This window comes from Thermomonospora catenispora (assembly GCF_006363815.1).
GTDB classification, from domain to species: Bacteria; Actinomycetota; Actinomycetes; order Streptosporangiales; family Streptosporangiaceae; genus Thermomonospora; species Thermomonospora catenispora.
The window spans coordinates 1-776 of record NZ_RRYT01000095.1 but is presented as its reverse complement, the minus strand read 5'-3'; the positions used below and the strand labels follow the sequence as shown (position 1 = coordinate 776).

Annotated in this window: 2 protein-coding genes; both read right to left on the bottom strand. The window is 64.9% G+C overall.

Going from position 1 to position 776, the window contains the following annotated elements:
- Entirely contained in the window at positions 1-297 is a 297-nt protein-coding gene (locus EIO00_RS23985; protein ID WP_140182716.1) for a WXG100 family type VII secretion target, read from the bottom strand.
- A 160-nt stretch (positions 298-457) separates the two neighbouring features.
- Complete coding sequence (locus EIO00_RS23980) at positions 458-775, bottom strand: WXG100 family type VII secretion target (RefSeq protein WP_140182714.1); 318 nt, start codon at positions 773-775, stop codon at positions 458-460.
- Between the last annotated feature and the right edge of the window lies 1 nt (position 776).

Here is a 776-nt window from a genome sequence, read left to right as displayed (position 1 = left end):
TCAGCCGCTCCAGATGCCGGTGTTCGCCCGCTCCGCAGCCTGGTAATTGGCGTTCGCCTCACCGATCGCCGCACCCAGCTGCGCCACCACGTTCTGCATGTCCTTGGCAGCCGCGTCCCACTCCCGCTGGTACCGCCAGTACGCCTCCTGCGCCTGACCATCCCACCGGCTCAGCTTCGAACGCAGCTTGCCCTCCAGATCATGCAGCTCATCCAACAACGCACGAGCCGCCAGCGAGAACTGAGCCTCACCCTCGGTCAGACCACCGAAATTAGCCCTGGTGTAGCTGTCGCTCACCGCATCTCCCTCGAACCATCACCCACGAACCACACACCGCCCACCACAGCGGCACCACGGCCCGTGACACGACCTACAACGACCCCGCACACCCCCACGCGACCCACCAGGCCACACAGGGCGTGCACACGCTCATCGCTCCCTCAGACGCCCGCCAGGATCAGGTGGTGCCGTTCAGCAGCGCCTGCACCTTGTTCACGGCCTGCTGCGACATCTCCTCCTTGGCGTCATAGGTGATCTTGGTCTGCACCAGCGACTGGTGCATGCCCTCCAACGCCCGCAGCACCCGCGTGAAGTCCTCGTTGAACCGGACGAACACCTGCTCGAACGCCATCGACGCGTTGCCCTCCCAGTGCGCCCGCAACGACGTCTTGGCGCTCTCCAGCTTCGTCTGCAGACCCTTAATCACATTCGCCGAAGCATCGATGTCCTGCGCGGCCTGCGCCATCGCCGCCCTATCGACAGCCGACTGCGACATC